Source organism: Streptomyces sp. NPDC047971 (assembly GCF_040653355.1).
Taxonomy (GTDB): domain Bacteria; phylum Actinomycetota; class Actinomycetes; order Streptomycetales; family Streptomycetaceae; genus Streptomyces.
Genome location: NZ_JBEZNW010000042.1, coordinates 21279 through 46806 on the forward strand (window position 1 = coordinate 21279; position 25528 = coordinate 46806).

18 protein-coding genes and 1 tRNA gene are annotated in these 25528 nt (G+C 73.6%); 9 read left to right on the forward strand and 10 right to left on the reverse strand.

The window, feature by feature from the left end:
* The first annotated feature begins 2 nt into the window (after positions 1-2).
* From AB0D99_RS29595 to AB0D99_RS29605, 3 genes are all read left to right on the forward strand, one after another.
* Complete coding sequence (locus tag AB0D99_RS29595) at positions 3-1499, forward strand: protein phosphatase 2C domain-containing protein (RefSeq protein WP_362368928.1); 1497 nt, start codon at positions 3-5, stop codon at positions 1497-1499.
* 61 nt (positions 1500-1560) lie between these two features.
* Positions 1561-2889, forward strand: a complete 1329-nt coding sequence (locus AB0D99_RS29600; protein ID WP_362368931.1) for a VWA domain-containing protein — start codon at positions 1561-1563, stop codon at positions 2887-2889.
* A gap of 41 nt (positions 2890-2930) precedes the next feature.
* A complete protein-coding gene (locus tag AB0D99_RS29605) occupies positions 2931-4250 on the forward strand; it encodes an FHA domain-containing protein (protein WP_362368934.1) in 1320 nt (439 codons plus the stop codon).
* Positions 4251-4268: 18 nt separating this feature from the next.
* On the opposite strand, the gene AB0D99_RS29610 is transcribed toward AB0D99_RS29605, so the two are convergent.
* Entirely contained in the window at positions 4269-5246 is a 978-nt protein-coding gene (locus AB0D99_RS29610) for a methyltransferase domain-containing protein (RefSeq protein ID WP_362368938.1), read from the reverse strand.
* Between the two features lie 105 nt (positions 5247-5351).
* On the opposite strand from AB0D99_RS29610, the gene AB0D99_RS29615 reads away from it, so the two are divergent.
* From AB0D99_RS29615 to AB0D99_RS29630, 4 genes are all read left to right on the forward strand, one after another.
* Complete coding sequence (locus tag AB0D99_RS29615; protein WP_362368941.1) at positions 5352-5756, forward strand: globin; 405 nt, start codon at positions 5352-5354, stop codon at positions 5754-5756.
* Between the two features lie 126 nt (positions 5757-5882).
* A complete protein-coding gene (locus AB0D99_RS29620; protein WP_362368944.1) occupies positions 5883-9218 on the forward strand; it encodes an ABC transporter permease in 3336 nt (1111 codons plus the stop codon).
* Positions 9218-12010, forward strand: a complete 2793-nt coding sequence (locus AB0D99_RS29625; RefSeq protein WP_362368947.1) for an FtsX-like permease family protein — start codon at positions 9218-9220, stop codon at positions 12008-12010. The genes AB0D99_RS29620 and AB0D99_RS29625 overlap by 1 nt, the downstream gene beginning before the upstream one ends.
* Entirely contained in the window at positions 12007-12969 is a 963-nt protein-coding gene (locus AB0D99_RS29630; protein WP_362368950.1) for an ABC transporter ATP-binding protein, read from the forward strand. Before AB0D99_RS29625 ends, AB0D99_RS29630 begins: the two co-directional genes overlap by 4 nt.
* Positions 12970-13080: 111 nt before the next feature.
* Here AB0D99_RS29630 and AB0D99_RS29635 read toward each other — a convergent pair whose 3' ends face one another.
* The 7 genes from AB0D99_RS29635 to AB0D99_RS29665 all read right to left on the reverse strand — a co-directional run bounded on the left by AB0D99_RS29635 (position 13081) and on the right by AB0D99_RS29665 (position 21946).
* Positions 13081-13749, reverse strand: coding sequence for a hypothetical protein (locus AB0D99_RS29635; RefSeq protein WP_362368953.1), 669 nt, complete (start codon positions 13747-13749; stop codon positions 13081-13083).
* Positions 13746-14168: a thioesterase family protein gene (locus AB0D99_RS29640; protein WP_362368956.1), complete on the reverse strand. Its 423-nt coding sequence runs from the start codon at positions 14166-14168 to the stop codon at positions 13746-13748. Before AB0D99_RS29640 ends, AB0D99_RS29635 begins: the two co-directional genes overlap by 4 nt.
* 2 nt (positions 14169-14170) lie before the next feature.
* The gene (gene ettA, locus AB0D99_RS29645) at positions 14171-15835 is read right to left on the reverse strand and encodes an energy-dependent translational throttle protein EttA (RefSeq protein WP_362368959.1); all 1665 of its coding nucleotides are present in this window, start codon (positions 15833-15835) and stop codon (positions 14171-14173) included.
* Between the two features lie 239 nt (positions 15836-16074).
* Entirely contained in the window at positions 16075-17469 is a 1395-nt protein-coding gene (locus AB0D99_RS29650) for a Cys-Gln thioester bond-forming surface protein (protein ID WP_362368962.1), read from the reverse strand.
* A gap of 287 nt (positions 17470-17756) precedes the next feature.
* A complete protein-coding gene (locus tag AB0D99_RS29655; protein WP_362368965.1) occupies positions 17757-18275 on the reverse strand; it encodes a single-stranded DNA-binding protein in 519 nt (172 codons plus the stop codon).
* A gap of 200 nt (positions 18276-18475) precedes the next feature.
* Positions 18476-20332, reverse strand: a complete 1857-nt coding sequence (locus AB0D99_RS29660) for a GTPase (protein WP_362368968.1) — start codon at positions 20330-20332, stop codon at positions 18476-18478.
* 6 nt (positions 20333-20338) lie between these two features.
* On the reverse strand, positions 20339-21946 hold the full coding sequence (locus AB0D99_RS29665) for a dynamin family protein (protein ID WP_362369017.1): 1608 nt from the start codon (positions 21944-21946) through the stop codon (positions 20339-20341).
* 302 nt (positions 21947-22248) lie between these two features.
* Here AB0D99_RS29665 and AB0D99_RS29670 point away from each other — a divergent pair.
* Together AB0D99_RS29670 and AB0D99_RS29675 are read left to right on the forward strand one after the other, a co-directional pair.
* A tRNA-Arg gene (locus tag AB0D99_RS29670) sits at positions 22249-22321 on the forward strand.
* Positions 22322-23224: 903 nt separating this feature from the next.
* Positions 23225-23695, forward strand: a complete 471-nt coding sequence (locus AB0D99_RS29675) for a lamin tail domain-containing protein (RefSeq protein WP_362368971.1) — start codon at positions 23225-23227, stop codon at positions 23693-23695.
* Positions 23696-23884: 189 nt separating this feature from the next.
* Here the strand turns inward: AB0D99_RS29675 and AB0D99_RS29680 are convergent, their stop codons facing one another.
* Entirely contained in the window at positions 23885-25057 is a 1173-nt protein-coding gene (locus AB0D99_RS29680) for a lactate 2-monooxygenase (protein WP_362369020.1), read from the reverse strand.
* 55 nt (positions 25058-25112) lie between these two features.
* Positions 25113-25466 (reverse strand): fluoride efflux transporter CrcB, encoded by a 354-nt coding sequence (gene crcB, locus AB0D99_RS29685; RefSeq protein ID WP_362368974.1) that lies wholly within the window; start codon positions 25464-25466, stop codon positions 25113-25115.
* Positions 25467-25528: the final 62 nt, after the last annotated feature.

Consider the following 25528-nt stretch of genomic DNA (forward strand, 5'->3'; position numbering starts at 1 on the left):
GTATGTCCCAGAAGCCCCTGCACGATCTCTCGGCCTGCCCCGGCTGCGCGGAGCCGCTGGACACGGGTGACCGCTTCTGCGGTGCGTGCGGATACGACCTGTCGGCCGTACCGGCGTCCGCGCAGGACCGTCCGACCGTGGCCATCGGCACGCGGGTCGACTGGCCCGACGCGCCGGCCCGCGAGCCCGGCTCGCTCTCGACGGTGACCCAGCACCCGGGCGACCTGCCGGGTACGGACTCGGGCGGTCACGACCTCCCGAGCACGGAGGAGGCCGCGGCGCGGCCGGCACGGGACCTGCCGACCGTCCCGGTCCGTACGGACGGACCGCATGCCGCCGCGACGTCCGGCGGCGGCCTCGCGGCGCTCGCCGCCGAGACGGCGGGCGCCGTGGACCCCCAGGGCCCCGTCGCCCCCCAAGCTGCCGTCGCCCCCCAGGGCGCCGTAGCCCCCCAAGGCCCCGCGGTCCCCCAGGGCGCCCCGGAGGCGCCCGGCTCCGCCGGCCCGGGCGGCGACTTCGCGCTCGCCGCGCCCGACCCGCGTACGGTCCCGCCGACGCCCGCACCGCCCGCAGGGACGAAGCTGTGCGTCGCCTGCCGCGCCGGCCACGTGGACCCCGACGGCTACTGCGAGAACTGCGGGCACGCCCAGCCCCGCGAGCGCGACCACATGGAGCAGGAGCTCTCCGCGGTCGCCGCCGTCAGCGACCGCGGCCTGCGCCACCACCGCAACGAGGACGCGTTCACGGTCTCCGCCACCGCGCTCCCCGACGGCTCCCCCGCCACCCTGGCGATCGTCTGCGACGGCGTCTCCTCGGCGACCCGTCCCGACGAGGCGTCCGCCGCCGCCGCGAGCGCCGCCGGCCAGTCGCTGCTCGCCGCCCTGCCCCGCGGCACCCACCCGCAGCAGGCCATGCACGAGGCGATCGTCGCCGCCGCGGAGGCGGTCAACTCCCTGGCCGAGGAGCCCGCCCAGGGCGGCATGGAGCACGATCAGCACCGCCACCAGAACGCCCCGGCGTGCACCATCGTCGGCGCGGTCGTCGCCGACGGGCTGCTGATCGTCGGCTGGGTCGGCGACAGCCGGGCCTACTGGGTGCCGGACGACCGCACCTCGCCGCCCGCCCGGCTGACCCAGGACGACTCGTGGGCGGCCCAGATGGTCGCCGCGGGTCTGATGAACGAGGCGGAGGCGTACGCGGACGAGCGCGCCCACGCCATCACCGGCTGGCTGGGCGCCGACGCGTACGAACTGGAGCCGCACACGGCCGCGTTCAAGCCGGACCGGTCCGGTGTGGTCGTGGTCTGCACCGACGGGCTCTGGAACTACGCGGAGGCCGCCGAGGACATGGCCCGGGTCGTGCCGCAGGACGCCGCCGGACGGCTGTTGCACGGCGCCCAGGTGCTGGTCGGTCACGCCCTGGACGGCGGGGGCCACGACAACGTAACGGTGGCCCTGCTGCCGTTCGTCCTCTCCCCGCAAGGGGCAGGATCGGCCTGAGCCGTCGCCTGCGCCCTGCCCCTTTCACCTTTCACGCTTGTCTGTCGAGGAGCCTCAACCCATGGCGAACTTCTCCAAGTCGAACGTGCCTCAGTTCGCGGTGGACGTGTTCCAGAACGAGTTCCTGCCCGAGGGCGGGCGCGAGGTCAACGCGATCGTCACGGTCACCTCGACCGGCGGGGGCACCAGCGGCGGAAGGGCGCCGGCCGGCACCGGAGCCGACGCCGCCGTGGTGATCATGGTCGACTGCTCCGGTTCGATGGACTACCCGCCGACGAAGATGCGCGGCGCGCGGGACGCGACGGCCGCCGCCATCGACGCCCTGCGCGACGGCACCTTCTTCGCCGTGATCGCCGGCACGCACGTGGCGAACGAGGTCTACCCCGGCAACGGCGGCCTCGCCGTCGCGGGACCGGCCACCCGTGGCCAGGCCAAGGACGCGCTGCGCCGGCTGAGCGCGGGCGGCGGTACGGCGATCGGCACCTGGCTCTCCCTCGCGGACCGCCTCCTCGCCTCCGCCGAGGTGTCGATCCGGCACGGTGTCCTGCTCACCGACGGCCGGAACGAGCACGAGTCGCCGGAGGACCTGCGGAGCGCTCTGGACGCCTGCGCGGGCCGGTTCACCTGTGACGCGCGCGGTGTCGGTACGGACTGGGAGGTCAAGGAGGTCACCGGCATCGCCTCCGCCCTGCTCGGCACGGCGGACATCGTGGCCGACCCGACGGGCCTCGCCACGGACTTCACCAGCATGATGGAGAACACCATGGGCAAGGAGGTCGCGGACGTCGCGCTGCGCCTGTGGACCCCGGTCGGGGTGGAGATCTCCTTCGTGAAGCAGGTCGCGCCCACCGTCGCGGATCTGACCCCGCGCCGGACCGAGGTGCCCCCGCGGGCCGGTGACTACCCGACCGGATCCTGGGGCGACGAGTCCCGGGACTACCACGTCTGCGTCCGTGTTCCACAGGCCCAAATCGGCCAGGAGATGCTCGCGGCCCGGGTCTCGCTGATCGTCCCCGACCCGGCGGGCGGCACTCCCCGGACGCTGGGACAGGGCCTGGTCAGGGCGGTGTGGACGGACGACATGGCGATGTCCACGTCGATCAATCCACAGGTCGCGCACTACACGGGTCAGGCCGAATTGGCACAGGTCATCCAGCAGGGCCTGGACGCCCGCAAGTCCGGTGACCACGACGGGGCGACGGCCAAGCTGGGGCGCGCGGTGCAGCTCGCGGCCGCCTCGGGCAACCAGGACACCGCGAAACTGCTTTCGAAGGTGGTGGACGTCGTCGACGCGGCGACAGGTACTGTGCGTTTGAAGGCGAAGGTCGCGGAAGCGGACGAGATGACTCTCGAGACCCGCTCCACCAAGACGGTTCGCGTCAAGAAGTAGCCCGGCCAGGGGGCCGGACGACGAGAGGGGGAAGCACCGACATGCCGACCTGCCCGAACGGACACCAGTCGGTCTCCGACGACTGGTGCGAGGTCTGCGGCCACCGCATGGCCGGGGCGGGTGCGCCGGCGGGTGCCGTACCGCCGCCTCCCCCGCCGCCGCCCGCGTACGGATACCCGGGCCCGGCCGGACCCGGACAGGGGCCCGGCGCCGGCCCCGGGGGTTACGACCCGAACGCGACCGCCCAGGCGGAGCTCTGCCCCCAGTGCCGCACCCCGCGCGAGGCGATGGCCCCGTTCTGCGAGGAGTGCCGCTGGAACTTCCTGACCAACACGGCGACCTCGTACACGCCGGTGGCACCGCCCTCCTCGCAGCAGAGCCCGCCGCCGGGCCTCAACCTGCCGCCGGGCTTCCAGTCGCCGCCGCGTCCGCCGCAGCCGCAGGCTCCGCAGCAGCAGGACCCGTTCGACTACCAGAGCTCCCGGCCCTCGCAGATGAACCGGCCCGCGGAGCCGCTGTCCGCCGACCCCACCCACCACCAGGCGCCGCCGCAGCGTCCGCCGGTGCAGCAGCCGCCCCAGGGGCAGGCTCCCCCGCAGGCACCGCAGGCACCGCAGGCACCGCAGCCGCCGCAGGGGTTCCAGCAGGGACCGCCGCAGCCGCCGCAGGGGTTCCAGCAGGGACCGCCGCAGCCCCCGCCGTCGTTCTTCCAGAGCCCGCCGCCCGGGCAGCATGCGCCTCAGCAGCCCGCGCCGCAGGCCCCGCCGCAGCACGGCGTCGGCGGTGACGACTGGATGCTGCCGCCGCCCTCGCAGCCCCAGGCTCCGCCGCAGGCGCCCCCGATGCAGCAGCATGCGCCGCAACAGCACGCACCGCAGCCGCCTCACCAGCAGCACGCCCCGCAACAGCACGCCCCCCAGCCCCCGCAGCAGCAGTTCCCGCCGCAGCGGCCCGCCGCGGGCTGGTCGGCGTACATCGGGCCGGACCGCGACTACTTCATGGCGATGATGCAGCGCAGCGGTCCGGAGGCCACGGGTCTCAACCTGCCCGCCTACTCCCCCGAGCAGCATCTGCCGCTCCAGGGGAACCAGGTGAGCATCGGCCGGCGCCGGCACTCCACCGGCGAGTCCCCTGACATCGACCTCTCCGTGCCGCCGGAGGACCCGGGCGTCTCGCACCAGCACGCCGTGCTGGTGCAGCAGCCGGACGGCTCGTGGGCGGTGGTGGACCAGAACTCCACCAACGGCACCACCATCAACGGTGGTGAAGAACCGATCCAGCCGTACGTCCCCGTCCCCCTCCAGGACGGCGACCGGGTGCACGTCGGCGCCTGGACGACGATCACGGTGCGCCGGGGATAGTCGGCCGGGTCCACGGGATCAGCCGCTCGGCAGTGGCCAGGCGTACGGCCCCTCGGGGTCGTCGAGCCAGGCCCACTGCCGGCCCCCGAGCACCGTCACCCCGAAGCGCTCCCGTTCCGGCCGCCGCTCGCGCTGCCAGAGCGAGAGCGCTTCGCGCGCGTCGAGGGTGCCCTCCGCGAGGGTGCGCAGGAAGCGGAAGCGCTCGTCGTCGTACACCTGGCGCGGGAGGCCCATCGGCCGCCGCCGGGGGAAGCGGGCGTTGCCGCCGCGCAGCGCGACGAAGTACGCGGAGGTGGGCAGGAACCGCCCCTCCGCGTGGGACGCGTCACGCACCCGCAGCAGGATCAGTCCGGTGGAGAGCGGTGCCAGGACGAGCGCGTCGGGGCGGCACTGGACGAGCCAGGCGTACGGGATCGACGGCACCGTGCAGGTCGCGACGATCCGGTCGAAGGGCGCGCGTCCGGGGCAGCCCCGCGCGCCGTCGCCGGTGAGCACGGCGGGCCGGTATCCGGCGGCGGCGAGATGGACGCGGGCGGACTCGGTGATCTCCTCGTCCAGGTCGACGGTGCTGACGTGCCCGTCGCCGAGCCGGTGGCTGAGCAGAGCGGCGTTGTAGCCGGTGCCGGCGCCGATCTCCAGGACGTCCTGCCGGTCCCGCACCGCCAGGGCGTCCAGCATCCGCGCCATCAGCGAGGGCTGGCTGGAGGAGGTGAGCAGCTCCCCGTCCCGTACCCGGGTGGCCAGCGGTTCGTCCTGGTAGGCGCCCCGCAGCCAGCGTGCCCGCCGACCGGGGTCGGGGTCTGCGCACCAGAGCCGCTCGTAGCCGCCGGTCCCGGAGACGTAGTAGGAGGGGACGAAGAGATGGCGGGGCACCTCGGAGAAGGCCGTGTGCCAGGCGGGGTCGCGCAGAGCGCCGTGCGCCTCGATCTCCCGTACGAGAACCCGTCGCGCCCGCGCGGCGTCCTCGGCGAAGCCGTCCTCCGGCTGAGCGCCCATGCCTCCACTGTCCTGCGCGGGCGGTGGGGAGGCGAGCGGTCCCGGCCGCGGGCCGGTGGTCCTAGACCTCCGGTCCTCGGTCGGGGCATCTGAGACGATGGAACGGTGATGGAGATTCCGCGCGGCACACTTCAGGAGCAGACCTTCTACGAGCAGGTGGGTGGCGAGGAGACCTTCCGGCGTCTCGTCCGCCGCTTCTACCAGGGCGTCGCGGAGGACCCCCTGCTGCGCCCGATGTACCCCGAGGAGGACCTCGGGCCCGCGGAGGAGCGCCTCGTGCTCTTCCTGATCCAGTACTGGGGCGGCCCCCGCACCTACAGCGACAACCGCGGCCACCCCCGGCTGCGGATGCGGCACGCCCCGTTCACGGTGGACAGGGCGGCGCACGACGCCTGGCTGAGGCACATGCGGGACGCGGTGGACGAGCTCGGTCTGGCGCCCGAGCACGAGAGCCAGCTGTGGAAGTACCTGACGTACGCGGCGGCCTCGATGGTGAACACCGCGGACTGACGCATTCCGGTGTCGTGGCCCCGGATAACGGTCACGATCGAGTCAAGGTCCCCGTGCAAGCGGTTTCCAGGGGCGCGTGCCCTCTGAAAGCATCGGATGAACGTTCGGTGGGGTTCAGGGGGATGGGTGACCGGCTTCGTACTGCTGCGTGTCAGAGCGCACCGGCTGCTGCTCGCCGCGGCACTCCTCGCCGTGCTGCTGACCACCTCCGTGCTCGCCGCGCTCGCGGCCTTCTCCGGCTCCGTCGGCGACGCCGCCCTCCAGGGCACCCTGAAGGGCAGGGCCGCGCCCGCCGCCGCGCTCGTCGTCTCCGCGCAGGTGCCCGCGGCCGAGCGGGCCGGCGCGGACACGGCGACGCGTGAGGCGGCCGCCCGGACGTTCGACGGGCTGCCGGTGACCGTCCGGAAGCTGGAGCGCTCGGGGCCGTACGCCCTGCCCCGGGGCCTTCAGGACCCGGGTGCGCGGCTCGGCGAACCGGACCTCACCCACATCGCCGCCCTCGACCGGTCGCGCCTCACGCTCGTGAAGGGTGCCTGGCCCCGCGACGGCGCGTCCGGGGGAACGGTCGACGTCGCGGTGCCCGAGGAGGCCGGCACACGGCTGCGGATCGGGCCGGGGACCGTCCTCGACCTCACCGACCGGCTCGGCGGCAAGCCCGTGAAGGTCCGCGTCACGGGCCTCTACCGCCCCGCCGACCTCACCGACCTCTACTGGCAGCTGGATCCGGCGGGCGGGCGCGGGATCCAGACCGTCGTGTTCACGACGTACGGCCCGCTGGTCGCCGATCCCGCCGTCCTCGGCTCCGGCCGGGTCACCACGGGCGAGACGTCCTGGCTGGCCACCGCCGACTTCACCGGGGTCACCACCGGCCGGATGGACGCCCTGCGCGCCTCCGCCACGGCGGAGCCGAAGGCGCTCGCCGCCGACCCCTCCCCGTACGGTTCCACCGTCACCGCGCACACCTCGCTGCCCACCGTCCTCGACGAGACCGACCGGGCCCTCCTCGTCTCCCGGTCCACCCTGATGATCGTCGCCGTGCAGCTGGTGCTGCTCGCCGCGTACGCCCTGCTGCTCGTCGCCCGGCTGCTCAGCTCCGAGCGGTCGGGCGAGACCGCCCTGCTGCGGGCCCGCGGCGGTTCGCGGCGCCGGATCGCCGCCCTCGCCGCCGTCGAGGCGCTGCTGCTCGCCCTGCCCGCCACCGTGATCGCCCCGCTCCTCGCCGGACCGCTGACCCGGCTGCTCGCCGACCGCTCCTCCCTCGACGCGCTGGGCCTGCGGCTCGACGACGCCCCTCTCGGCCAGGTGTCCCTGGTCGCGGCGCTCGTCGCCGTCTGCTGCGCGGCAGCCGTGGTGGCGCCCGCGCTGAGCACCGGGGACGGCGCGGTGGTGAAGCTCCGCAAGGGCCGTACGGCCGCGCTGCCCGGACCCGTGCGGGCGGGGGCCGACATCGGTCTCCTCCTCGTCGCCGCCGTCGCCTACTGGCAGCTCGACCGGCAGACCGGGGCGTCCGGAGGCGCGGGGGCGCTCAACGGCGACCGCGGGGGCTCCCTCGGCATCGACCCCCTGCTCGTGGCCGCCCCCGCGCTCGCGCTGCTCGCCGGCACCGTCCTGACCCTGCGGCTGCTGCCGCCGGCGGCCAGGCTCGCCGAGCGGCGCGCCGCGGGCGGCCGCGGGCTGCCGGCCGCGCTCGCCGGCTGGCAGTTCAGCCGCCGGCCGCTGCGCGGCGCGGGCCCGGTGCTGCTGCTGGTCCTCGCCGTCGCGATGGGGATGCTCGCCATCGGGCAGAGCGCCTCCTGGGACCGCTCGCAGAAGGACCGGGCCGACTTCCGTACGGGCACGGCCCTGCGGTCCCTCACCGGCGGCGCCCCCGACCCGACCGAGGCGGGGCGGTACGCCGCGCTGCCCGGACTGGGCTCGGCGGCCCCCGCGCACCGCGCCACCACGGACCTGGCGGAGAACAGGACCGCGACCGTCCTCGCCCTGGACACCCGGCGCGCCGCCGACGGGTTCCTGCTCCGCGACGACCTCTCCGACCGCCCCGCCTCCGCCCTGCTGACGTCCCTGGCACCCGAGGACGCCCCGCCCCCCGGGCTCGCCCTGCCTGTCGGCAGCCGCGGCCTCGCCCTCGACCTGCGGCGCACCGCGCCGCCCGGCACGGCGACGGTCCAGGTGACGGTCGTCCTGGAGGACCGGCACGGCGTTCCGTACCGTCAGCTCCTCGGGCCGCTGCCCGCCGACGGGAAGCCGCACCGGCTCTCCCTCGACCTCGGCCCCGACGGGACCGGCCCGGCGGCCGGCGGGGTGCTGCACCTGACCGGTGTGGAGCTGGACGGACGGATCGCCGACGGCCCGGGCGGTCGGCAGACCCTCGCCGTCGAGCGGCTCGTCTCCCTGCACGGTCCGGGCGCCGAGCGACCGCTCGATGTCACCCGCGCCCTGGCCGCCTGGACCGCCGGGTACCGGACCACGTCGGACGGCGAGTGGCAGGATCCGGTCCCGCTCACCACGAGCCCGGCCGGCACCGCGCCGTTCTCGGTCGCCTACGACGTCGCCGGCGTCTCCCGTACGGACCTCTCAGACGGTCCGAAGGACTTCGGCGTACGGATCGCCGCCCCGCGGCCCGCCCCTCCGAAGAAGCTGCGCGGGGTCGCGAGCGACGCCTTCCTCGCGGCGGCGGGGGCGAGGAAGGGCGACGAGGTGGAGGTGTCGCTCGCCGGTCTGCGCCTGCGGGTGACCATCGTCGACACCGTCCGGGAGCTGCCCACCACCGGCAGCGGCGCCCGCGCCGTGTCCGCGGCCGCCCCGACCGCCACCTCCGACGACGGGGGCGCGCTCCTGCTCGACCTGCACGCCGCCAACCAGTACCTCGCCCACGACCGCACCGCGACCCTGTCGCCCACCGAATGGTGGCTGACCGCCGCGCCCGGCCGGACCGACGAGGTCGCCCGCGCGCTGCGGGCCCGACCGGACACCGACCCGGGTCAGGTCCTCGTACGCGACGAGGCCGCCGCCGAGCTGCTCGGCGACCCGCTCGGCGCCGGACCCAACGCCGCGCTGATGGCGGTGGCGGCGGCCGCCGCGGCGCTCGCGGCGGTCGGGTTCGCGGTCAGCGCGGCCGGTTCGACCCGTGAACGGTCGGCCGAGTTCGGGGTGTTGCGGGCGCTCGGCGCCCCGCGCCGCCAGCTGGCCCGGCTGATCGCCGCCGAACAGGGCCTGCTGGTCGGCATCGGCCTGCTGGTGGGCGTCGCCCTCGGCGCCGTGCTGACCCGGGCCGTCGTCCCGCTGGTCGTCCTGACCGGGCAGGCGACCCGGCCCGTCCCCCGCGTCCTGGTCGAACTCCCGCCCGGACACGTCGCCCTGCTGCTCGCCGGGGTCGCCGCTCTGCCGCTGCTGATCGTCGCCACGATCGCGCTGCGCCGCACCGACCCCGCCGTGACCCTGCGCCACCAGGGGGACCAGTGATGCGTACCGCAGCCGGCAGGAAGGCGACCGCCATGCCCCGCAAGCCCGCCCCCGCCGTGGCGCCCTGGGTGCGGACCCGGCTGCGGACCGCCCCGGGGACGGCATGGGCCTTCGCCCTCCTCGTCCTGGTCACCGCCTTCCTCGCCGCCGCCCTGCCCCGGACCGTCGACGGGTACGAGACCGAGGGCCTGCGGCACCATCTCGCCACCGCCGCACCCGCCAAGGCGGTCCTCGGCGTCACGACCCTCCTTCCGCGGGTGGCCGCTGAGGGAGGCATCGAGCCGCAGCGGCTGGCAGAGGACCGCGCCGCGCTGGAGGAGCTGCTGCCGCCCCCGCTGCGTGCCGACCCCCGGGAGTCGGTGCACGGCGTGCGGACCACGAAGCGGGTCACCGGACTCGACCCCTGGCTTCCCCGGCCGTTCGGGATAGCGCCCGAGTTCACCATGGCCACACCGTCCGGGCTCGACGAGCACACGACGGTGCGGGAGGGCCGGCTGCCCGCCCGGGCCGACGCGGTGAAGGGCACCAGCGAGGCGGCCGTCACCACGGCGACGGCCACGTCCCTGAAGCTGAAGGTCGGTTCGGTGGTGCACGTGCCGGACAAGTTCTCCGCGGCCCCGCTCGCCGTCACCATCACCGGCATCGTGGACCCGGTACGGCCCGCGGGCGCCTACTGGTCCGTCGAACCCCTGCTGCGGGACCCCGTGTACGCCGTGGTGCCGCGCGGCGACGGCTCACAGTTCTACTGGCAGGCCGGACTGCTGCTCCCGCCCGCCGCGGGGCCCGTGCTCCTGACGGGCAACGGCGAGCCGGAGCTCTACTGGCGCCTCACGCCGGCGACCGGCCATCTCACCGCGCAGGACACCCCCGAGCTCGGGGAGGCGGTCGCCTCCCTGTCCGGCGGGCCCGGCCTGGTGCGGGTCCGGGAGGCGATCGGCCGCAACGGCGCCGTCGACACCGACCTCGACGAGGTCGTCGGCGCCTATCGCGGGATGCGTGCGGCGATCGCCCCGGTCGTGGCCGTCGCCGCGTTCGGCATCGGCGCGGTCGCCGCGGTCGTCCTCGCCATGACCGGCGGACTGTTCGCGGCCCGGCGCTCCGCCGAACTGGCGCTGCTGCGCTCGCGCGGCGGCTCGCTCGCGGGCATCGGCGTCCGGCTGCTCGGCGAGACGGCCGTCCTGGCCCTGCCCGCCGCCGGGCTCGGTCTGCTGCTCGCCACGGTCCTCCTCCCCGAGGCCCGCTTCCTGCCCGCCCTGGCCTCGGCCTCCGCCGTCGCGCTCCTCGCCACGCTGGCACTGCCGCTGCGCGCGCTGTTCCTGCACCGCAGGCCGCTCGCGCACGGCGGACGCCAGGACCTGGTCGACGCCCGGCCCTCCCGGGGCCGTACGGTCGCCGAACTGACCGTGCTCGTCCTGGCCGTCGGCGCGGTCGTGGCGCTGCGCCGACGCGGTACGGACGATTCCGGGGACTACCTCGTGAGCGCGGCCCCGGTGCTGGTCGCGCTGATCGCCGCGCTGGTGCTCGTACGGCTGTACCCGCTGCCGCTGCGCTGGGCGGCCCGCCCGGCGCGCCGGCTGCGCGGCGCCGTGGGACATCTGTCGCTCGCGCGTGCCGGGCGTTCCTCGGCGACCGGCGCGCTGCCGCTGCTCGCGCTGCTGGTGGCGCTGTCGACGGCCGCGTTCGGCGGCTCGGTGCTCGCCGGGGTCGCCGACGCCCGCGACCGCGCCGCGCTCCTGGAGACGGGCGCGGACGCGCGGATCGCGGGGAACACCGACGGGATGCCGCTGCCGGCCGGTCTGACGACGGCGGTGCGCGGGTCGGCGGGGGTGCGGGACGTGACCGCGGTCCAGATCGAGTACGGCCTGGCGCTTCCCGAAGGGACCGGCCGTACCCGGGAGGCGTCGTCCGTGCCACTGGTGGGGGTGGAACCGGAGTCGTACACCCGTCTCGCCCGGCAGACCGGCTTCGGTCCCTTCTCCGCCGGTCTGCTGACGTCCACCGGCACCGGCGGCCGGATCGACCACGACCGGGTCCTGCCGGCGATCGCCTCCCCCGCGGTCGCTCGGCGGCTCGGCGGGGAGCCGCGCAGCGTGACCGCGGCCGCGGGCGAGTTCAAGGTGCGGATCGTGGCGGTACGGCCCTCCACCCCCGCCCTGCCCGGCGGGGACTTCCTGCTGGTCAACGCCGCCGACCTGACCAACCGGGCGGACACCGACCTGCTGGCCTCGGGCCCTTCGGTCGACGGGAAGGCCCTGCGGGCCACGGTCGCGGCGGCGTCCCCGAACCTCTCGGTGGTGCTGCGGACCGAACGGCGGGCCACCTATGTGGACTCGCCGATGCAGTCGGGTGCCGAGCGGATCTATCTGGCGGCGATCGGGGCGGGCGCCGGTTACGCGGTGCTCGCCGTCCTGCTGTCGCTGACGCAGTCCGCACCGGAACGGGCCACGCTCCTGGCCCGGCTGCGGACGATGGGCCTGACCCGGCGGCAGGGCCGGCGGCTCCTCGCGTTCGAGGCGCTGCCGCAGGCGCTGCTCGCCGCGGTCGGCGGCACACTGGTCGGCTGGGCGACGATCCTGCTGCTCGGGCCGGGCGTGGATCTGGTCCGGCTCTCGCTGGCGGCGGCGCCGGGGTTCGCCGTCCTCGACGGCGCCTCCCTGCGGGCGGACCCGTGGTCGCTGGGGCTGCCCGCGCTGGGCGTGGTGGTCCTGACGGGGGTGGCGGCCGTCCTTCAGGCGTGGTGGTCGGCGCGCACAGGCGCGATCAAGGAACTCAGGGCAGGAGACGCACGATGACCGACATCAGCCTCGCGGAGCTGGAGCAGCGGGCGACCGCGCACCGCGACCGGCCCTCGTACGGGCACGACGCCCTGATCGCCTGCGACCGGCTCGTACGGATCTTCACCACGGACGGTGTGGAGGTGCAGGCGCTCCAGGGACTCGATCTCCTGGTGAAGGAGGGCGAGTTGATGGCCCTGGTCGGAGCTTCGGGCAGCGGCAAGTCCACCCTGATGAACATCCTCGCGGGCCTCGACGTGCCGACGGCCGGAGCGGCGAAGGTCGCCGGCCGCGATCTGCTGGCGATGGACGCGAAGGCACGGCTGCGGTACCGGCGGGACGTGGTGGGCTTCGTCTGGCAGCAGACGGCGCGCAACCTGCTCCCGTATCTGACGGCGGCGCAGAACGTGGCTCTGCCGATGCAGTTGCGGGGCGGCCGGGGCAGGGCGAGGCGGAAGGGCGAACGGGCGGAGGAGCTGCTCGCGATGCTGGACGTGGCGGACTGCCGGGACCGGCGGCCGCACCAGATGTCCGGCGGTCAGCAGCAGCGGGTGGCGATCGCGGTCGCGCTGGCCAACTCCCCCTCGGTGCTGCTCGCGGACGAGCCGACCGGTGAGCTGGACTCGGCGACGGGGGAACAGGTCTTCGCGGCCTTCCGCCGCGCCAACGAGGAGCTGGGCACGACGATCGTGATCGTCACCCACGACCAGGCGGTCGCCTCCGAGGTCCGCCGGACGGTCGCCATCCGCGACGGCCGCACCTCCTCCGAGGTCCTGCGCCGCACGGAGGTCGACGCGGAGGGCCAGGAGTCCCTGGTGGCACGCGAGTACGCGATGCTCGACCGCGCGGGACGACTGCAGCTGCCGGCGGAGTACACGCGGACGCTGGGCATGGAGCACCGCGTGATGCTGGAGCTGGAACAGGACCACATCGGCGTCTGGCCGGACGACAAGGGCCCGGAGGACGCGACCGGCTGACGGGGCGCAGGTGGTGCCGGGGGGCGCCGGGACTAAGGGGCCGGGTGGAGACGGGCGCCGGGGGACGGCGGCGACCGCGGGGCCGGGATGAGCTCCGGGGGTGGGTGCGGGTCAGTGGCCGTGTCGTGCCGTCGGGGCGACGGTGAGCGACATCGGGACCGTACGCAGGGCTATCGAGCCGTACGGGGTACGCAGGCGCAGCCAGGGGCCCGAGGCGAGGAGCGCCACCGGGACCTCGTGCGGGGGCAGGAAGCCGAGCGACTGCGCCGCGTGCACGGCGCGCAGCGGAAGCCCGGTGTCCGCGACCGTCCGCGACCAGATCTCGCGGCCGATCCGGTCCCGTTCGGCCCGTGTCCGGCGCTCCTCGGGCAGTTCCTCGTCCCGTGCGCGGAACTCGGAGACGGCCGCCGCCACCGCGCGGCGCAGGGCCACGACCCCCGGCACTCCGGCCACCGGCTCCCAGCCGCCCCGCGGGGGCAGGACACCGGTCCACGGCGGTCCCGTGACGGTGTCGGGGACGACGGCCTTGCCGGCCGACTCCTCGATGCCTTCGAGGAGTTCACCGGCCGACACCGTGACGTCCAGCTCCACCGCGTCGACCAGCCGCGCCGTACGGATGGCGAGCACCTCGAACGAGGGGGGCCGACCGAACACGGCCAGCGCCCCGCCCCCCGCCTGGAGGCGGACGGCGGCGGCGCGGTCGTAGTGGATCAGCCGGGCCAGGAAGGCGGCGAGGTCCGCCGCCTCCCTGGCGTCGGCGAAGTGGAGCGGCGCGATCATGCGGCGGCAGTCATCCCGTCGTCCATGTACTCCTCCAGGAACATGCGCTCCTCGGCGGAGATGCGGCGCGGCCGCTGGGCCTCCAGGTCGAAGGGGACGACGATCGTGGAGGCCCGTACGTAGGTCACGTCCGGGTCCTTGATCTCGTACGCGATCGTCAGCGACGCCGCGCCTATCTTCGTGACCCACGACTCGATGGTGACCGGCTTGTGCCGGTGCACCAACGGCCGTACGTAGTCGATCTCGTGCCGGGCCACGACGGACCCGCCGGAGAACGACGGCGAACCGTCGCCCGGCGCCAGCCGGAACATGAAGTCGATCCGCGCCTCTTCCAGGTACCGCAGGAAGACGACGTTGTTGACGTGCCCGAAGGCATCCATGTCCGACCAGCGCAGGGGACAGCTGTAGATATGACGCACGCTCAGCCTCGGGTCAGCTTCTTGTACGTGGCGCGGTGCGGGCGCGCCGCGTCCGGGCCGAGCCGCTCGATCTTGTTCTTCTCGTAGGACTCGAAGTTGCCCTCGAACCAGAACCACTTCGACTCGCCCTCGTACGCGAGGATGTGCGTCGCGACTCGGTCGAGGAACCAGCGGTCGTGGGAGATGACCACGGCCGCACCCGGGAACTCCAGGAGCGCGTTCTCGAGCGAGGACAGGGTCTCGACGTCGAGGTCGTTGGTCGGCTCGTCGAGGAGCAGCAGGTTGCCGCCCTGCTTCAGGGTGAGCGCGAGGTTCAGACGGTTGCGCTCACCACCGGAGAGGACACCGGCCGGCTTCTGCTGGTCCGGGCCCTTGAAACCGAAGGCGGACACGTAGGCGCGGGACGGCATCTCGACCTGGCCGACGTTGATGTAGTCCAGCTCGTCGGAGACGACGGCCCACAGCGTCTTCTTGGGGTCGATGTTGGCGCGGCTCTGGTCGACGTAGCTGATCTTGACGGTCTCGCCGACCTTGACGGTGCCGGAGTCCGGGGTCTCCAGACCCTGGAGCATCTTGAAGAGCGTGGTCTTGCCGGCGCCGTTCGGGCCGATCACGCCGACGATGCCGTTACGGGGCAGGGTGAAGCTCAGGTCGTCGATGAGGACCTTGTCGCCGAAGGCCTTCGAGAGGTTCTCGACCTCGACGACGATGGAGCCCAGGCGCGGGCCCGGCGGGATCTGGATCTCCTCGAAGTCCAGCTTCCGCATCTTGTCGGCCTCGGCGGCCATCTCCTCGTAGCGAGCGAGACGGGCCTTGGACTTGGCCTGACGCCCCTTGGCGTTGGACCGCACCCACTCGAGCTCCTCCTTCAGACGCTTCGCACGCTTGGCGTCCTTCTGGCCCTCGACCTTGAGGCGGGTGGCCTTGGTGTCGAGGTAGGTGGAGTAGTTGCCCTCGTAGGGGTGGGCGCGACCGCGGTCGAGCTCGAGGATCCACTCGGCGACGTTGTCGAGGAAGTACCGGTCGTGGGTGACGGCGACGACGGTGCCGGGGTACTTGGCGAGGTGCTGCTCCAGCCACAGCACGGACTCCGCGTCCAGGTGGTTGGTGGGCTCGTCGAGGAGGAGCAGGTCGGGCGCCTCGAGGAGGAGCTTGCAGAGCGCGACGCGGCGCTTCTCGCCACCGGAGAGGTTGGTGACGGGCCAGTCGCCGGGCGGGCAGCCCAGGGCGTCCATGGCCTGCTCGAGCTGCGCGTCGAGGTCCCAGGCGTTGGCGTGGTCCAGGTCCTCCTGGAGCTTGCCCATCTCCTCCATGAGCGCGTCCGAGTAGTCGGTCGCCATCAGCTCGGCGACCTCGTTGAAGCGGTGCAGCTTCCCCATGATCTCGGCGGCGCCGTCCTGGACGTTCTGCAGGACGGTCTTGGTCTCGTCGAGCGGGGGCTCCTGGAGGAGCATGCCGACGGTGTAGCCGGGCGAGAGGAAGGCGTCACCGTTGGACGGCTGCTCAAGACCGGCCATGATCTTGAGGACGGTGGACTTACCGGCACCGTTCGGGCCGACCACACCGATCTTCGCACCGGGCAGGAAGCTCAGCGTCACGTCATCGAGGATGACCTTGTCGCCGTGCGCCTTGCGCGTCTTGCGCATCGTGTAGATGTACTCAGCCAAGAGAAACCGTCCGGCAAAGAGTGAGTGGGCAGATACACCCCATCTTGCCTGACCGCCACCCCTGGGAGCCAACCAGTACCGGGCGCAGCCCCTGACCTGGGCGTTCCTGGATCGGGGTCGTAGCGGATCCGTCACCGACGGTCGTCGTCGCGCGCCTGCGGGCGGGTGCGGACCGTGTGGTGGACGCGGGACGGCCCCGGAGCGCGGGGCGCTCCGGGGCCGTCCGGGGTTCGGCTGTGTTACTGGCCGGCCGTCTTCTTCTTGCGGAGGAAGAAGACCGCGCCGCCGCCGAGGACCACGAGGAGCGCGGCGATGCCGGCGATCATCGGGGTGGCGTTGGAGCTACCGGTCTCGGCGAGGTCGCCACCGCCGGTCGTGGAGCCGGTGGTGGAGCCGCCCGTGGTGGTGGCCGGCGTGGACGGGGACGGCTCGGTCGACGGGGTCTCCGTCGGCAGCGGGCCCGGGGTGGCCGTCTTGCAGTCGAGGACGCCCTTGAAGTTCTTCTCGAAGCCGTTCGGGCCGGTGATCGTGAAGTCGTAGGCCTCGTCCTCGGCCAGCGGGACCGTCACCGTCTCGGACTTGCCGGCGCCGATGGTGACCTTCTTGCCCTTGAGCTCGAAGGTGAAGTCCTCGTCGCCCTCGTTGGAGGCCGTGACGTCCAGGCCGCCCTTGGCGCAGTTCTTCTCGGCCGTGACGGCCGGGATCGCGCCCTTCTTCGCCCAGGAGGCGCCGGCCTTCGCCGTGACGCTGGAGGTGCTGGTGCCGGCCAGGATCAGGGTCTGGCTCTTGACCTTGGTGGAGACGAACGCGCGGCCGATCGGGACCGTCGTGTCGGCCTTGACCGCCAGCTCGGCGGCGCCGTCCGGCGTGCCGGCCGGGACGTCGAAGAAGACCTGGCCGCCGTTGGCGACGGTGGTGACGGGCTTGCCGTCCTTGTCGACCAGCTTGACGCCCGCGGGGGCGCCCGGGACGAGGGAGACCTCGGCGGAGGCGGCGTTGGTGTCGACCGTGACCGGGCCGAGGCGCTCGCCCGACTTACCGGCGACGGAGGTCGGGGAGACGCTGAGGGAGGGCTTGGGCTCCGCCAGGTTCTCGGCGTTCTTCTCCAGGTACTCGGTCAGCTTCTGGGCGTTCTTGTTGACCGGCGTGGCGTCGGCGTTGTCCGAGAAGTGCCAGATCGCGGCCTGCGTCGCGGCGGCGGCGGTCTTCTCGGTCAGCTTCTTCGCGCCGACCTTCTTGGCCAGGGCGTCGAGGTCGTTCACCTGCGGGTACGAGTTCTGGAGGATCCAGCGGATCTTTCCGGCGTTCTCGTTGTTGTGGAGGGAGGACTGGTCCCAGCCGACCTCCTTGTACTCCTGACCCGTCTTGGCGCCGGTGTACAGGTCGATGCAGTAGGTCTGCAGCGAACCGCCGGGCGTGACCTGCATGGTGAACAGGCCGGCGTTGTACTGGCCCTTGCCCTTGATCTTCACGGCGTCGAAGACGGTGAGCTCGCCGAGCGTGGCGGTCGCGCCGCCGGTGCCCTCGTCAGCGGCGGCAGGTCCCGCGATGGCTATGGCACCCGCGGCGACGAGGCCGGAGACCACGGTCGCGGCGGCAAGGCGGGCAACGCCGCGCCTCCGAACAGAAAACATGAATTTCCCCTCCGGGCGAGCTGCTCCGCATCGTCGGTCGCGACACGTGGGGGGAGCGCTTCGCCAGCAGACTCACTGACCCAATTGACTCAAAGGACCCAAGCGGCTCACATGACGCATGTGCCAACTCAAGTCCCGTATGAGTACCCGCGAATCCTAGGGAGAGGGAAGAGCCCGGTGCCCGTTCATACGGTCTGATAACCATTCCGACTCGGAATCGTTATCACCGGGGCCCGATACGGGAGGAGGCGTTGGTCGTGGTATCGACAAATCCCCACAACTCGCGGTCAGAGTACGGGCTCCGGAACGATCGGAACGCGTCCCTCCACTTGTGTTCTCACCTGGGCCTCCGTCGCCGCCACCGTGTCCGCCGTCTCCCACGGGTCCCTCTCGGCACCCCCGTTCGCCTGGCGTTCCGTCAGACGTGGTTCACCTTTCATCACACGGCGGAACGCCGCCGTACCACGCGTCAGATCATGGCCCGCGGACAGCGCGTCGATGTCCACGAAGGTCCTCCGGCGGCCGTCCGGACGCCCCTCCTCCAGGTCCTCCTCGCGCACCCGCAATCGGCCGTGCACCACCAGCGGTTCGCCCACCGAGACCGAGGCCGCCAGGTTCGCGCCCAGCGCCCGCCAGGCGAACACCGTGTAGAAGCTGGTGTGTCCGTCCGTCCAGCTGCCCCGCTCCCGGTCCCAGCGGCGCGCGGTCACCGCGAAGCGGAAGCGGGCCACCCCGCCCGTCGCCGTGTCCCGGTACTCCACCGCCGTCGCCACGTTCCCGACCAGCGTCACCATCGCGTCGTTCATGCGCCTCCCCTTTCCGAACCCGCTCCCGGCCGGCTCCGCATCCGAAGCCGACTCCAGGGTGGGCCCGGGCCGAGGACCCCTGCCCGGGCCTGTGGAGAGGTCGTCCACTGGGGAAAACACCGTCACCCGTGAGGGTGGGGCTCCACCGTCACCCGTGAGGGTGGGGCTCCACCGTCACCCGTGAAGGTGGAGCAGAGCACTCACCTCAACCGCGCCCCGACCCTCGTGCCGCCCCATCGCGCCCCGCCACCGCCCAGCCGTGTCACCCGCGCGCCCGACCGGGTCGCCGACACCGTCACGTACTGGTCGCGCACCTCCCGGTAGCGCAGCAACTCCGCCGCGATCGGGTCCAGCACCCTGGCCCGGCCGCACGCGGCCGCCGCCTCCCGCAGCTTCCGCTCGGCCTCCTGCCCGTACCGTCTGGCCGGCCCCTTCACGGCCGCGGCGCATGCCCACTCCACCAACGGCCCGCCGACGATGCCGCCGAGCATGATGAGGACCGGCGGCAGCAGCCCCGGCTCGACCACGCCCACGATCTGACCGACCAGCCACAACGCGCCGAAGACCTGCAGGAGCGTCATGAGCACCTGGGCGAGGACCGCGGCCGGCCACCAGGCGGGCCGCGGTGGCCGGGCCGCCGGGTCCCCGATGCTGACCGTCAGTTCGTCGAGCGCCTCCGGCAGCCCCTCGGCCCCGCGGGACGCCGCCTCGCGCACGGCCTGCGCCCAGGGCGCCGGCAGCCCGCGCGACGCCTCGTCGGCCACGGTCCGCACCGCCTGCTCCACCCGCTGGCGGGCGGTCAGTTCGTCCTCCGCCGGCGTCCGGAGGCGGGGATCGGTGGAGCCGTGCCAGCGGACCCGCTCGTACCAGCGGTAGAGCCGCAGCCAGGGGGTGCCGCAGGCGCGGATGGCACCCCGGCGCCAGACGCGTTCGGCGGCCTCGCCCGCGGCGGTGGCGCCGACGGCGACCGCGAGACGGTCCGCGAACGCCTCCCGCGCCCGCTCCCCCAGACCGGTCTGCCCGTCGGAGACGTACACCGGCCGGAGTCGGGCGGCCGCCGCGTCGACGTCGGCCGAGAGCCGCCGCGCGGGCGCGGTGCGTTCCTGGACGAACCGGCCGAGCATGTCGCGCAGTTCGCCCACCCCGTCCCCGGTGAGGGCGGAGAGCGCGAGGACGGTGGCGCCGGGCTCGCCGTGCTCGCCGAGGGCCATGCCGTCCTCGTCGAGGAGACGGCGCAGGTCGTCCAGGACGATGTCGGCCGCTTCGCCGCCCAGCCGGTCGATCTGGTTGAGGACGACGAAGGTGACCTCCGCGTGGCCCGCGAGCGGGCGGAGATAGCGCTCGTGGAGGACGGCGTCGGCGTACTTCTCCGGGTCCACGACCCAGATCACGGCGTCGACCAGGCCGAGGACCCGGTCGACCTGGTCGCGGTGGGCGGTGACGGCCGAGTCGTGGTCGGGCAGGTCGATCAGGACGAGCCCCTGCAGCTCCTCGTCGGCGGCGCCGCCCGCGAGGGGGCGGCGGCGCAGCCGGCCGGGCACGGCGAGCCGGTCCAGCAGCCCGGCCGACCCCTCGGACCAGCTGAGCGCGATGGGCGCGGAGGTGGTGGGACGGCGCAGTCCGGTCTCGGAGACGGGGACGCCCGCGAGGGCGTTGAAGAGGGTGGACTTGCCGCTTCCGGTGGGGCCGGCGATGGCCACCACGGTGTGGCGGGCGGAGAGCCGCTGGCGGGCGGCGGCCTCGTCGAGGACGCGTCCGGCCTCGGCGAGCCCGGCCTCGGCGAGGGTGTCGGTCTCCAGGCGGGTGCGGGAGAGGCCGACGAGTTCGTTGAGGGCGTCGAGGCGGGTGCGCAGGGTGCCGCCGTAGCTCCCGATCAGGGGCGGCAGGTCCTCGTCGGCCGGCCCGGTCTCGGGCCCGGCCTCCTCACCCGCCTTCGTCTCCCAGACCCGGCGCGCGATCAGGCCGTCGTCCCAGCGGTCGTCCACGGTGAGGCCCGTCGTGCCGCGGGTACCGCCCGTGCCGCCCTTTCCACCCGTGCTGTCCGTGCTGCTGCTCACCGGTCGTCACTTCTCCTTCTGCAGTACGGAGAGCGCGGCGATCAGCTCCGCCTGCGGCTCGGGGGTCACACCGAGGGCGTCGAGGGGCGCGAGGCGCCGGTCGCGCTCGGTGTGGAGGGCTCGTTCGAGGTACGTCATGACGAGGTCGCCTCCCTTGTCGCGCAGGCGCAGCGCGGCCTGGGCGCCGAGGAGTTCGGCGAGGCGCTCCCCGGCGCTCCGGGTGCGGCGTCCGCCGAGGAGGGCGGCGGCGAGCAGGGCGGCGACCGTGTCGGCGTCGGGGGCGGCGGTGCGGGCCGTGGAGGGCCGCTCCGTGGTGCGGAGCTCGTCCTCGGCCAGCTCTTCGAGCTCGCGCCGCCAGCGCCGTACGGTCATCTCGATGCGTTCGCCGGCCTCCCGGTCGGGGGCCGCGGCGCCGCCGCCGAGGCCCGCCGCCGCGGGTTCGCGGCGCCAGGTGTCCCGTACGCGTTCGTCCGCGGCGGCGACCGCGCACTGGAACAGGGCGGCGAGGGATTCGACGAGGGCGTCGAGGAGCTCGTCGGCGGAGCTGTCGCGGGGGTAGGCGCGCCAGCGGGTACGGGCGTCGCCGGCCAGGACGGTGCCGCGGCCCAACTGCTTGCGGAGGCGCTCGGTCTGCTCCTGGTAGGCCGCCTCGACCGCGCCGCCCAGGCGGCCGGCGGCGGCGTACTGGGCGGCGACCGCCGCGGCGAGCTCGGGGATGCGGGAGTCGAGGGAGGCGACGACACCGGAGGCGGTGCGGCCGACCGCCTGCTGGCGGGCGGCGGGGTCCTGGGCGCTGTGGGCGAGCCAGGCGCGCAGCGGGGCGACGGCGGTGTCGGGCAGCAGCCCGTGTCCGCCGCCCGTGGACTCCGGCAGCTCGGGGATGGTGAACCGGGGTACGTCGCCGAGTCCGGCCTTGTCGAGGAGGGCCTCGTACTGCCGGGAGACCTCGCCGATGATCTGGTGCGGGACGCGGTCCAGGACGGTGATGAGCGTGGCGTCGTACTCCTTGGCGGTACGGAGCAGATGCCAGGGGATGGCGTCCGCGTACCGGGAGGCGGTCGTGACCATCACCCAGATGTCGGCGGCGCAGATCAACTCGGAGGCGAGCAGCCGGTTCTCGACGACGAGCGAGTCGATGTCGGGCGCGTCGAGCAGCGCCAGTCCGCGGACGAGGGAGGAGGACGTCTCGACCCGCAGCGCGTTGTCCTCCGGCGGCTCCTCGGCCACGCTGTCGTCGTCCTGGTGGGGCAGCCAGACGCGGGTGAGCTGGGAGAGGATGCGCAGCCCGGCGAACCAGTGGTGGTCGTCGGGGTGGCAGACGAGGACGGGGGTACGCGTGGTGGGACGGAGCACGCCGGCCTCGCTGACCCGCCGCCCGACAAGGGAGTTGACGAGGGTGGACTTGCCGGCCCCGGTGGAACCACCGACGACGGCGAGGAGGGGCGCGTCCGGATCTTTCAGGCGGGGCACCAGATAGTCGTCGAGCTGTGCGAGCAGCTCGACCCGGTTCTGCCGGGCGCGTGGGGCGCCGGGGAGGGGGAGTGGGAGACGCACGGCCGCGACACAGTCGCGCAGGGCGGAGAGTGCGTCGATCAGATGAGGCCGTTCGTCCAAGGTCACCACATGCGAAGAATGCCCAATTTTGGAGCCTTTTTGAAGCGTATAACGGTCCTACGCGCCGACCGAACAGCTGATGACAGGAGCCTCAGGCATAACGAGTGCACAACACCCGGGCCAAGTGGCGCGAAAAGCGCTGCGGGAATCGCGCCTGCCTGCGATTATCGTTCCGCTTCACCGAACCTCCACATCGTGCCACGCAGGTGAAGCAACCGGGCCAAGGGGATCGGAGCCCTATCCTTGACCCGGCAGGCCGAGCCCCACCCACCAGGGGCTCCCGGCCGCACGGCCACCACCCGGCCCCCGTAGCTCAGTGGATAGAGCAGGCGCCTTCTAAGCGCTTGGCCGCAGGTTCGAGTCCTGCCGGGGGCGCACTAGCACAGACCCTCCTTCGGGAGGGTCTTTTTGCTGGTCACTGACCGGTTCGGGAAGCCGTCGGACAGCCGGATCCGAGCGGCACCGTGCCCGGCACACCGTTCGCCGGGACCTCGAAGGCGACCCGGGCCCGGCAGTCCGCCGCGAACCCGTCCCCCGCCAGAGCCTCACGCTCTCCCCTGCGCCCCTCCTGCCCGGTCGACGCAGACCGGACGGTGGGCACCGACCCGCCCGGGGTCCGCCGGGCACGGGATGTGCCGGCCCACGACGGGTTCGGTTCGCTCCACGCGTCCCGGTCCCGCCGGGCGCGCGCCTGGACCCTTCCCGTGGGGAGCCGGGAAGGGGCGGCGCGGTCCCCTCCGCCGGGCGGCAGGCGGGGCCGGGTGCGCGAGCCCTCGCCGGGGGTGGTCTGCGAGGACCGCGTGGCCACACCCTGCCACCGCCGCCCCGGGCGCGACAGAGTCGTGCACGCAAAAAGCCATCGGCATATGTGGGGCGCCGGCTCTCGTGCGCCCGACTTCGTCGACCTGGCGTGCGAGCCACGTCCACCCGCGCGAAGAAACGTGCGGAACAGCTGTTACCCGGCCGGGTCAGGCGCTCGGCGTAATGCGCCGGGCGGTGCGGCCGGTGGTGCGCCGGAGCTCGAAAGGGCTTGCTGTTGATCCTTGAACGGGTGGGTGTAGCTGTCAGTGAATGTCAGGGCCACGTCTGTCGCATATGCGTGCCTGATGAACCCGACAGTTACGGAAATGTCCGCTTCCGGTAACGCCGCTCCGCAGGCCTCCCGGCCCGGCCGACACGGCTGCAGAGTTTGGGTCCTCGGCCCACACCGGACCGAGACCCGCACCGCTCTCACCAGCTGTATCGGCTGGTGGGGCACCGTTCTTGAGGAGACATCACTTGTCTGCTTCTTCGACCGCCCGCCGCATCGCCGCCACCGCCCTCGCGGCCGGCGCCGTCGTCTCCGCCGTCGCCCTTCCGGCCGCCGCCCACGACGGCGACCGCCACCGCCAGCCGAAGGTGGAGATCAGCCGGGTCCAGGCGGACAGCCCCGGACGCGACAACCGCTCCAACCGGTCGCTGAACGCCGAATGGGTCGAGATCACCAACAACACCCGCCACGCGATCAACCTCAGGGGCTGGACCCTCAAGGACAACGACGGCAACCGCTACCGCTTCGGCGACTACCGTCTCAACGGGCGCGCCACCGTCCGCATCCACACCGGCGAGGGCCGCGACACCCGCACCGACCTGTTCCAGGACCGCCGCAACTACGTCTGGGACAACAACCGCGACAAGGCCACCCTCCGCGACGACCGCGGCCGGGTCGTCGACACCAAGTCCTGGGGCAACCACCACCACCGCCGCTAGGACGACAGCCGGCCCTGCCGAAGCCTCCGTCGCGGAAGGCAGGGCCGCCCGGCACACCTGAATCCCCGTGTGCCGGGCGACCGACCGGAAAGGGGCCACCACCACCCGGGATGGTGGTGGTCCCTTCACAGACCCTCCTTCGGGAGGGTCTTTCCGCTGTGCGGCGACGCGTTCGCGGACCTCGCGCGGTCACTCCGTCGGAGCGTCCGCCAGGTCGTCGCGGGTCAGGGTCGCCGGGGTCGAGTGGCCCGACAGGGCCAGGGTGAGGTCGAGTTCGGCGAGCAGGCAGCGGATGACGTGATCCACGCCCGCCTGGCCGTCGAGCGCCAGGCCGTAGGCGTACGGGCGGCCCACGAGGACGCCGTCCGCGCCGAGCGCCAGGGCCTTGGCGATGTCGTCGCCCGTGCGGACGCCGCTGTCGAAGAGGACCGTCAGACGGTCGCCGACCGCGTCCGCCACGGCCGGGAGGGCGTCGGCCGCGGCGATCGAGCCGGCCACCTGGCGGCCTCCGTGGTTGGAGACCACCACGCCGTCCATCCCCGCGTCGACGGCGGCGCGGGCGTCGTCGGGGTGGAGGATGCCCTTGAGGACGATCGGGCCGTCCCAGTTCTCGCGCAGGAACGCCAGGTCCGGCCAGGTCTTGCCCGGGTCGGAGAACATCGACACGAAGTGCATCACGGCCGCGTTCGGGTCCTCCTCCACCGGCTTCGCCAGACCCGCGCGGAAGGCCGGGTCGGAGAAGTAGTTCGCCGTCCCGACCCCGTGCAGGAACGGCAGGTACGCCTGGTCGAGATCGCGCGGACGCCAGGAGAGCATCGGTGTGTCGAGCGTGACGACGAGCGCCGTGTAACCGGCCGCCTTCGCCCGGCCCAGGAAGGAACGCGCGACCTCGACGTCCTTCGGCCAGTACAGCTGGAACCAGCGCTCCCCCTCCCCAATCGCCTCCGCCACCTGCTCCATCGGCGTACTGGACGCGGAGGAGAGGATGTACGGGATGCCGCGCGCCGCCGCCGCGCGCGCGGCCGCCGGCTCGGCGCCGGGGTGCAGGATCGACAGCACGCCGACCGGCGCGAGGGCCACCGGAGCGGGCAGCGCGCGGCCCAACAGCTCGACGGAGAGATCGCGTTCGCGCACGTCACGGAGCATCCGCGGGACCAGCCGGCGCCGTTCGAGAGCCGCCCTGTTGGCCCGGGCCGTGGATCCGTCGCCCGCGCTGCCGGCGACGTAGCCGACGGGCCCCGGGCCGAGCCGCTGGGCGGTGAGTTCCTCCAGCCGGGTCAGATCGGTGGGGAGTCTCGGTACGGCTCCGGTCAGCCCGTTGAGGTAGATCTCGTACTGGAAGTCCGCCCAGCTCATGCGCAGGTACCGCCCTTCGGAGGATCGCCGTGGGAGCACCTTGCCACCGCGGTCGGGCGCCTCACCAGGCCCGTGCCGCCTCCACTCCCAGCCAGACGGCCCCGAGTCCGGCGGCCAGGCTCCCGGCCGCGTTCGCCGCCGCGTACCCCTTCGCCCCGGTCTCGTACAGCCTCGCCGTCTCGTAGGAGAAGGTGGAGTACGTCGTCAGGGCGCCGCAGAGTCCGGTGCCGAGCAGCAGCTGCGCGTGGGCGGAGGAGACGCCGGTGAGCAGGCCGAGCACGAACGAGCCGACGACATTGACGGTGAACGTGCCCCAGGGGAAGACCGAGTCGTGGCGCGACTGGACGGCGCGGTCGGCGAGGTAGCGCAGGGGCGCGCCGACCGCGGCGCCCGCGAGGACGAGAAGCCAGTTCACCCGTGGTCGCCCGCCGGCGTGAGCGGTCGGTTCGCGCGGCCCCGGGCGGTGGGTGAGGGAGG

Coding starts and splice junctions, on each gene's coding strand:
- AB0D99_RS29625 (WP_362368947.1), top strand. CDS start 9,218: ATGCGTACCGCAGCCGGCAGGAAGGCGACCGCCATGCCCCGCAAGCCC.
- AB0D99_RS29635 (WP_362368953.1), bottom strand. CDS start 13,749: ATGATCGCGCCGCTCCACTTCGCCGACGCCAGGGAGGCGGCGGACCTC.
- AB0D99_RS29595 (WP_362368928.1), top strand. CDS start 3: ATGTCCCAGAAGCCCCTGCACGATCTCTCGGCCTGCCCCGGCTGCGCG.
- AB0D99_RS29610 (WP_362368938.1), bottom strand. CDS start 5,246: ATGGGCGCTCAGCCGGAGGACGGCTTCGCCGAGGACGCCGCGCGGGCG.
- AB0D99_RS29600 (WP_362368931.1), top strand. CDS start 1,561: ATGGCGAACTTCTCCAAGTCGAACGTGCCTCAGTTCGCGGTGGACGTG.
- AB0D99_RS29605 (WP_362368934.1), top strand. CDS start 2,931: ATGCCGACCTGCCCGAACGGACACCAGTCGGTCTCCGACGACTGGTGC.
- AB0D99_RS29650 (WP_362368962.1), bottom strand. CDS start 17,469: ATGTTTTCTGTTCGGAGGCGCGGCGTTGCCCGCCTTGCCGCCGCGACC.
- AB0D99_RS29655 (WP_362368965.1), bottom strand. CDS start 18,275: ATGAACGACGCGATGGTGACGCTGGTCGGGAACGTGGCGACGGCGGTG.
- AB0D99_RS29630 (WP_362368950.1), top strand. CDS start 12,007: ATGACCGACATCAGCCTCGCGGAGCTGGAGCAGCGGGCGACCGCGCAC.